Origin of the sequence: Saccharomonospora iraqiensis subsp. iraqiensis (assembly GCF_000430445.1) — a bacterium.
Lineage (GTDB): Bacteria > Actinomycetota > Actinomycetes > Mycobacteriales > Pseudonocardiaceae > Saccharomonospora > Saccharomonospora iraqiensis.
The window spans coordinates 40,126-48,599 of record NZ_KE387057.1 but is presented as its reverse complement, the minus strand read 5'-3'; the positions used below and the strand labels follow the sequence as shown (position 1 = coordinate 48,599).

At 70.6% G+C, this 8,474-nt stretch carries 6 protein-coding genes; 4 read left to right on the top strand and 2 right to left on the bottom strand.

From position 1 onward, the window contains the following. A partial coding sequence (locus ACTIR_RS21740) for an acetolactate synthase large subunit (RefSeq protein ID WP_034238375.1) occupies positions 1-935 on the top strand: 935 nt, incomplete at its 5' end. Between the two features lie 122 nt (positions 936-1,057). Here the strand turns inward: ACTIR_RS21740 and ACTIR_RS0104745 are convergent. Continuing rightward, complete coding sequence (locus ACTIR_RS0104745) at positions 1,058-3,226, bottom strand: 3-hydroxyacyl-CoA dehydrogenase NAD-binding domain-containing protein (protein ID WP_026453418.1); 2,169 nt, start codon at positions 3,224-3,226, stop codon at positions 1,058-1,060. 16 nt (positions 3,227-3,242) lie between these two features. Then, positions 3,243-4,454 (bottom strand): acetyl-CoA C-acetyltransferase, encoded by a 1,212-nt coding sequence (locus ACTIR_RS0104740; protein WP_026453417.1) that lies wholly within the window; start codon positions 4,452-4,454, stop codon positions 3,243-3,245. A 140-nt stretch (positions 4,455-4,594) separates the two neighbouring features. Here ACTIR_RS0104740 and ACTIR_RS0104735 point away from each other — a divergent pair, with 140 nt between their 5' ends. The 3 genes from ACTIR_RS0104735 (at position 4,595) to ACTIR_RS0104725 (ending at position 8,445) form a co-directional block, all read left to right on the top strand. Further along, complete coding sequence (locus tag ACTIR_RS0104735; RefSeq protein WP_026453416.1) at positions 4,595-5,815, top strand: TetR/AcrR family transcriptional regulator; 1,221 nt, start codon at positions 4,595-4,597, stop codon at positions 5,813-5,815. Between the two features lie 129 nt (positions 5,816-5,944). Continuing rightward, entirely contained in the window at positions 5,945-7,240 is a 1,296-nt protein-coding gene (locus ACTIR_RS0104730; protein ID WP_199285571.1) for an acyl-CoA dehydrogenase family protein, read from the top strand. Next, a complete protein-coding gene (locus tag ACTIR_RS0104725) occupies positions 7,237-8,445 on the top strand; it encodes an acyl-CoA dehydrogenase family protein (protein ID WP_026453414.1) in 1,209 nt (402 codons plus the stop codon). The genes ACTIR_RS0104730 and ACTIR_RS0104725 overlap by 4 nt, the downstream gene beginning before the upstream one ends. The last annotated feature ends 29 nt before the right edge of the window (positions 8,446-8,474 follow it).

Here is an 8,474-nt window from a genome sequence, read left to right as displayed (position 1 = left end):
CGGCCTGCCGGGAGGCCGGACTGCGCGCGGCGAGCCGGATCGCGAAGGCCACCGGCGCCCGGCCGTTCCTGGAGACCTTCCCGGCGCGGGTCGAACGGGGCGCGGGGCTGCCCGCCCTCGACCGGCTGGGATACCTGGCCGAGCAGGTGGCCTACCAGCTCGACGGCGTGCGGCACGTCGTCGTGGCGGGTACCCGCGCGCCGGTGTCGTTCTTCGCCTACCCCGGCAAGGCCAGCGACCTGGTGCCCGAGGGCGCGCAGACACACACCCTGGCCGGGGAGGACGACGACGTCGTCACGGCGCTGGAGGAGCTGGCCGACCTGGTGGCCCCGGACACGGAACCGGACCTGGCCCCCGCGCACCGTCCGGACCTGCCCGAGGGGGAGCTGACCCCGCAGAACTGGGCGCAGGTCCTCGGGGCGCTGCTGCCGGAGAACGCGATCATTTCCGACGAGGCCAACACCTCGGGGCTGCTGGTACCCCCGGCCACGGCGGGTGCGCCCCGGCACGACGTGCTCACGTTGACCGGCGGTGCGATCGGGCAGGGGATGCCGGTGGCCACCGGTGCCGCGATCGCCGCGCCGGACCGTCCGGTGATCAACCTGGAGTCGGACGGCAGCGCGCTCTACACCATCTCCGCACTGTGGACCCAGGCGCGGGAGAACCTGAACGTCACCACGGTGGTGCTGAACAACCGCGCCTACGCCATCCTGCGGATGGAGCTGCAACGGGTCGGCGCCGACACCTCCGGCCCGAAGGCGAACAGTCTGCTCGATCTGTCCACCCCGGACATGGACTTCACCCGCATCGCCGAGGGCATGGGCGTGCCCGCCACACAGGCGAAGACGGCCGAGCAACTCGCCGACCAGCTCCGCACCGCCCTCGCCGAACCGGGCCCCCACCTCATCGAGGCGATGGTCCCACCCCTGCTCTGACCACCCGCCGGGGTTGCCGTGAAGGGCACTTTCCCTGCGTCCGACGCAGTGAGGGGCACTTTCCCTGCACTCAACGCAGGGAAAGTGCCCCTCACGCTCACCAACCCGGCCGGGCCGGGCGGTTACTCGTAGATCTCGCCCTTGTCGGCCTTGTCGACCAGGGACTGCGGCGGCTCGAAGTGGCTGCCGTAGCGCTGCGCCAGTTCACGCGAGCGGGCCACGAAGCCCTTGAGGCCGCCCGGGTACTGGTTCATGTACTGCGCCACACCGCCGGTCCACGCCGGGAACCCGATGCCGAAGATCGAGCCGATGTTGGCGTCCTGCACCGACCGCAGCACACCCTCGTCGAAGCACTTGACGGTCTCCAGCGCCTCGGCGAAGAGCATCCGCTCCTTCAGGTCCTCGAACGGAACCTCACCGCTGCCGCTGTTGTACGCCTCGCGCAGCCCCGGCCACAGCCGCGTGCGCTTGCCGGACTCGTCGTACTCGTAGAACCCGGCACCGCTGGAGCGGCCCTTGCGGTCGAACTCGTCGATCATCCGGTCGATGACCGCGTCCGACGGGTGCGGCGTCCAGGTGCCACCCGCGGCCTCGACACCGGCCCGCGTCTCCTCACGGATCTTGCGCGGCAGTGTCAGGGTCAGCTCGTCCATCAGCTGCAGCGGCGGCGACGGGTAGCCCGCCTGCGAACCCGCCTGCTCGATGGTGGCCGGCTCGACGCCCTCGCCGACGGCCGCGACGGCCTCGTTGATGAACGTGCCGATCACCCGGCTGGTGAAGAACCCGCGGCTGTCGTTGACCACGATCGGGGTCTTCTTGATCTGCATCGTGTAGTCGATGACCTTGGCCAGCGTGGCGTCCGAGGTCTTCTCCCCACGGATGATCTCCACGAGCGGCATCTTGTCCACCGGCGAGAAGAAGTGGATGCCGATGAAGTCCTCCTGCCGCCGGACCCCCTCGGCCAGGCCGGTGATGGGCAGCGTGGAGGTGTTCGAGCCGAGCACGGCGTCGGCGTTCACGACGTCCTCGATCTCGGAGAAGACCTTGTGCTTGAGCTCGGTGCTCTCGAACACGGCCTCGATCACGAAGTCGACGCCGGACAGGTCCTGCGGGTCCCCGGTCGCGGTGATCCGGCCCAGCAGCGCGTCCGAACGCTCCTGCGTGGTCTTGCCGCGCTTGAGCGCCTTCTCCTCCAGCTTGCGGGCGTAGTCCTTGCCCTTCTCCGCGTTCTCGGTCGAGACGTCCTTGAGCACGACGTCGATGCCGGCCTTGGCGGAGACGTAGGCGATGGCCGCGCCCATCATGCCCGCGCCGAGCACACCGACCTTGCGGGCCTGGTACTTCTCGTACCCGTCGGGCCGGGACCCGCCCGAGTTGATGTGCTGCAGGTCGAAGAAGAACGCCTTGGTCATGTTCTTCGCGACCTGGCCGGTGGCCAGGCTGACGAAGTACCGCGTCTCGATCTCGGAGGCGGTGTCCACGTCGACCTGGCTGCCCTCGACCGCGGCGGAGAGGATGGCCCGCGGGGCGGGCATCGGCGCGCCCTTGAGCTGCTTGCGCAGCGTCGCCGGGAACGCGGGCAGGTTCGCCGCGAAGCTCGGGGTGGACGGCGTGCCACCGGGGATCTTGTAGCCCTTGACGTCCCACGGCTGCTGGGCCTCGGGGTTGGCCTTGATCCACTCCTTGGCCTTGGGCAGCAGCTCGTCGGTCGAGTCGAGCAGTTCGTCGATCAGGCCCAGTTCCAGCGCCTTCGCCGGCTTGTGCCGCTGGCCCTCGACGAGCACGTTGAGCACGGCGCTCTGGATGCCCAGCAGGCGCACGGTGCGCACGACGCCGCCGCCCCCGGGCAGCAGGCCCAGCGTCACCTCGGGCAGGCCGATCTGGCTGCCCTTGACGTCGGCGGCGATCCGGTGGTGGCAGGCCAGCGCCAGCTCCAGGCCGCCACCGAGGGCGGCGCCGTTCATCGCGGCGACGACCGGCTTGCCCAGCGTCTCCAGCCTGCGCAGGTCCCGCTTGACGGCGTTGGTCTGCTCGGTCATGGCGCCGGCCAGCTCGGGCGTTGCCTGGATCAGGTCGTTGAGGTCACCACCGGCGAAGAAGGTCTTCTTCGCCGAGGTCAGCACCACACCGGTGATGGAGTCCTTCTCGGCCTCCAGGCGGTCCACGGTCGCGGCCAGCGACTCGCGGAAGTCGGCGTTCATGGTGTTGGCCGACTGGTTCGGGTCGTCGAGCGTGAGCACGACGATGCCGTCGGAGTCGGTCTCCCAGCGGATGGTCTTGGATTCAGTCATCGTTGTTCTTCGTCCCTCACACGCGCTCGATGATGGTGGCCAGCCCCATGCCGCCGCCGATGCACAGGGTCACGAGCGCGCGCCGGGCCTGACGCCGCTCCAGTTCGTCGACCATCGTGCCCAGGATCATCGCGCCGGTCGCGCCGAGCGGGTGGCCCATCGCGATGGCACCGCCGTTGACGTTGACCTTCTCCTCCGGGATCTTGAGGTCCTTCATCCACTTGAGGACCACGGAGGCGAACGCCTCGTTCAGCTCGAACAGGTCGATGTCGTCGACGGTGAGCCCGGCCTGCTTCAACGCCTTCTGCGTGGCCGGCGTCGGGCCGGTCAGCATGATCGTGGGGTCGGAGCCGGTGACGGCGGTGGACACGATGCGCGCCCGCGGCGTGAGTCCGGCCTGCTTGCCGGTCTCCTCGTCACCGACCAGCACCAGCGCGGCGCCGTCGACGATGCCCGACGAGTTGCCGCCGGTGTGCACGTGGTTGATCTGCTCGACCGAGTGGTACTTCTGCGTGGCCACCGCGTCGAACCCGGCCATCTCGCCGATGTCGGCGAAGGCGGGCTTGAGCTTGCCGAGCGACTCCACGGTCGTGCCCGGACGGCGGTGCTCGTCGTGGTCCAGGATCGTGACGCCGTTGATGTCCTTGACCGGCACCACGGACTTCGAGAAGTACCCGCCCGCCCAGGCGGCCTCGGCCTTCTCCTGCGAGCGCACGGCGAAGCGGTCGACGTCCTCCCGGGAGAAGCCCTCCAGGGTGGCGATCAGGTCGGCGCCGATGCCCTGCGGGACGAAGTAGGAGTCGTAGTTGGTGGCCGGGTCGGTGAACATCGCGCCACCGTCGGAGCCCATCGGCACCCGCGACATCGACTCGACGCCGCCGCCGAGGATGAGCCGGTCCCAGCCCGCGCGGACCTTCTGGGCCGCCTGGTTGACGGCCTCCAGCCCGGACGCGCAGAACCGGTTGAGCTGCACGCCCGCGACCGTCTCGGGCAGCCCGGACGCGATCGCCGCGGCGCGTGCGATGTCGGCACCCTGGTCACCCACCGGGGAGACGACACCGAGGATGATGTCGTCGATCAGCGCGGGGTCCATGTCGGGGTGGCGCGACTTCAGTTCGTCGATCAGGCCGACGACCAGGTCCAGCGGCTTGACCCCGTGCAGGGCGCCGCCCTTGTTCTTGCCACGAGGCGTACGGATCGCCTCGTAGATGAACGCCTCTGTACTCACACCCACGGTCCTTCCTGGCGGAGTCCGCCTTTCGTGGTGCTGCTTCTCGTGGTGCTAATCGCTACTAACATAATCCCGCATTCGCGCAGGCTGTCAACGGGTTGCCCCGGGGACCACAGACGCTAGAGTGTGCTCACGTTATGGACGGTGACACCAGCAGGACCAGACGCGGCCGCGACCGCAGGGCCCAGCTCGCCGCGGTGGCGTCGGAGCTGTTCCGCGAGCGCGGGTACCACGGCGTCGGGATCAACGACATCGCCGCGGCCGCGGGCGTCACCGGCCCCGCGCTGTACCGGCACTTCACCGACAAGCAGGCCGTCCTCGCGCACGTGCTGCTCACCGGGCTGCGGGACATGGAGACCGCCACCGCCGACGCGCTGGAGGGGGCGGGTACCGCCACCCCCGAGCGGATCCGGGACCTGCTCGAACGCCTCGCCGCACGTTCGGTCGAACGCCGGGACGTCGCCGCGCTGTGGCGGTGGGAGGGCCGTCACCTGGACGCGCGAACCCAACACGAGATCCGGAGCCGCTCGACCGCGATGCTCACGGCGTGGTCGAAGGTGCTGATGCAGCGCCGCCCCGAGCTGGCCGCCGACGACGCCGAACTGCTGTGCTGGGCGGCGCTGTCGGTGTTCGGCAGCGTGTCGGTACACCACACGAGCCTGCCGAAGCGACGGTTCACCGAGCTGCTGACCACCCTGGCCCTGCGCGTCCTGCACGCGGATCTGCCGGCACCGACGGCCGGGGACTCCGCACCGGCCGGGAACACCGCACCGGCCGGGGAGACGCCGACCCTGGGGCATCCCTCGCGGCGCGAGCAACTGCTCACCGAGGCCGCCGAGTTGTTCCGCACACGGGGCTTCACCGACGTGAGCATGGAGGACATCGGGCAGGCCGCGGGCATCGCCGGGCCGAGCGTGTACCGGCACTTCTCCAGTAAGGGCAGCCTGCTGGCCGCGATCGGACGCCGCGCGGGCGACCGCCTCGGCCTGGCCGCCGAACACGCCGTGCGCACGAGCGCGCCGCCGGACGAGACCGAGGCGTTGCGCAGGCTGGCCGACTCGTACGTGCGCACCCTGACCGGCCCGCCCGAGCTGCTGGTGGCCTTCACGGTGGACCGGGTGCACATTCCCGAGCGGGACCGTGGCGAACTGCTGCGCATCCAGCGGGACTACGTCGCCCAGTGGGTCGGGCTGTTGCAGGCGGTCCATCCCGGGTCGAATACCCGGGAAATCCGGATCGTCGTCCACGCGGCGCTGACGATCGCCAACGATCTGACCCGGACCCGCCGGGTGGCGGCCCGGCCGAACCTGGCCGCCGAGCTCGGCACGCTGCTGCGTGCCGTGCTCGGCATCACCTGAGACACCCGGATCACGACGGACGCGGCGACCCTACTGGCGTCCGGCCACGGTCACCCGCTAACCTACTCGCGAGTAGGTAGACCGGAGGGGACAGCTGTGGCCAGACAGAATGCGACCAAACGCGACGCCATGGGCCTCGGCCTCGCGGCGCTCAACCGGCTCGCCGGTTCCACACTGCTCGACCGCGCCGGACTGCGGAAGCCCGTGGAGAACGTCGTGGCCACGGCCACGCGGCAGGGCTTCCGCGCGGCGGGCGCGGCGCAGCGGACGTTCCAGGCGACCACCCGGATGAGCGAGCCCGCGCGGCCGACGGACGCGCCCGACACCGGGCTGTTCGACCTGACACCGACCGACGAACAGCAGATGATCGTCGAGACGGTGACCGAGTTCGCCGCCGAGCAGCTGCGCCCCGCCGCGGCCGGGGCGGACGAGAAACTCACCCCACCCGACGGCCTGCTGGGACGGGCCGCCGAACTGGGCCTGACCGCCGTCGGTGTCCCGGAGGAGCTCGGCGGCATGGGCACCGAGCGCTCGTCGGTCACCAACGCGCTGGTGGCCGAGGCACTCGCCCACGGTGACCTCGGCCTCGCGGTGGCGGTGCTCGCCCCGTCCGCGGTGGCGAACGTGCTGGCCGAGCACGGCGACGCGCACCAGCAGTCGACGTACCTGCCCGCGTTCACCGACGAGAACGTGCCCGCCGCGGCGCTCGCGCTGCAGGAGCAGCGGCCGCTGTTCGACGTGTTCGCCCCGGCGACGAAGGCCCGCCGCACCCCGGACGGGTACCAGCTGGACGGGGTGAAGAATCTGGTCCCGCGGGCGGCGCAGGCCGAACTGTTCGTCGTCTCGGCCGATCTGGAGGGCCGTGGGCCCGCGCTGTTCCTCGTGGAGTCCGGCACCGCGGGTCTGTCGGTCGAGGCCGACCCGGCGATGGGGCTGCGCGGCGCGGCCACCGGCAAGGTCGTGCTCGACGGCGCGAAGGTGCCCGCCGGTGCGTTGATCGGCGGCGGCAGGGCGGACGTGTTCACCCGGGTGGTGCGCTCGTCCCGGCTCGGCTGGGCGGCGCTGGCCTGCGGCACCGGCAAGGCCGTGCTCGACTACGTCGTCCCCTACGTCAACGAGCGGCAGGCGTTCGGCGAGCCGGTCAGCCACCGACAGGGCGTGGCGTTCCAGGTCGCCGACATCGGCATCGAGCTGGAGAGCATGCGGCTGACCATGCTGCGTGCCGCCGCGCGGGCCGAACAGGGCAGGAACAACGCCCGGGAGGTCGCCCTGGCGCACTCGCTCGCGGCGGAGAAGGGCATGTGGATCGGCAACGCCGGGGTACAGCTGCTCGGTGGCCACGGCTACATCAAGGAACACCCGGTGGAACGCTGGTACCGCGACCTGCGCGCCATCGCCGTCATGGAGGGGGTCGTCAGCGCATGATCAACCTTGAGGTCCCGAAGAAGGCGAAGGGACTGGTCAACCAGGCGCGGCAGGCCGCGTCCGAGGTGTTCCGCCCGATCTCGCGCAAGTACGACCGGGCCGAGCACGAGTACCCGGTCGAGCTGGACATGCTCGCCTCCCTGCTGGACGGGCTGAACACCTCCGGCGAGGGGGGCGCGGGCGCGGCGGGCGTGCGCCGCAAGGAGGACGAGAAGGACTCCGGCAACCGCAACGGCGGCAACCTGTCCACCGTGCTCGGCACCATCGAGATGTGCTGGGGCGACGTGGCGATGCTGCTGTCCATGCCGCGCCAGGGCCTCGGCAACGCCGCGATCGCCTCGGTGGCCAACGACGAGCAGCTGGAGCGGTTCGCGGGCACCTGGTCGGCGATGGCGATCACCGAACCGGGATGCGGATCCGACTCGGCGGCCATCACGACCACGGCCACCGAGGACGGCGACCACTACGTCCTCAACGGCGAGAAGATCTTCGTCACCTCGGGCGAGCGTGCCGACTCGGTCGTGGTCTGGGCCACCCTGGACAAGGACCTCGGCCGCGCGGCGATCAAGTCGTTCGTCGTGGAGAAGGGCACGCCCGGCTTCGAGGTGGTGCGGCTGGAGCACAAGCTCGGCATCCGCGCCTCGGACACCGCGGTGCTGCGCTTCGACAACTGCCGCGTGCCGAAGGAGAACCTGCTCGGCACCCCGGAGATCGACACCAAGAAGGGTTTCGCCGGGGTCATGCAGACCTTCGACAACACCCGCCCGCTGGTGGCCGCCATGGCCGTCGGCGTCGCGCGGGCGGCGTTGGAGGAGACCGAACGGCTGCTGACCGAGGCGGGGGTCGAGGTCGACTACGACCGGCCGGCGAACCTCCAGCACGCGGCCGCCGCGCGGTACCTGCGGCTGGAGGCCGACTACGAGGCGGCGTACCTGCTGACCCTGGAGTCGGCGTGGATGGCCGACAACCGCAAGCCCAACTCGCTGCAGGCCTCGATGGCCAAGGCGAAGGCGGGCCGCACGGCCGTCGACGTCACGCTGGGCTGCGTCGAACTCGCGGGCACGCTGGGCTACTCGGAGGAGTCCCTGCTGGAGAAGTGGAGCCGCGACTCGAAGATCCTGGACATCTTCGAGGGCACCCAGCAGATCCAGCAGCTGATCGTGGCCCGCCGCCTGCTGGGCAAGTCCAGCAGCGAGCTGAAGTAACCGGACCGGGTACGGGCCGTCCGGTGGAG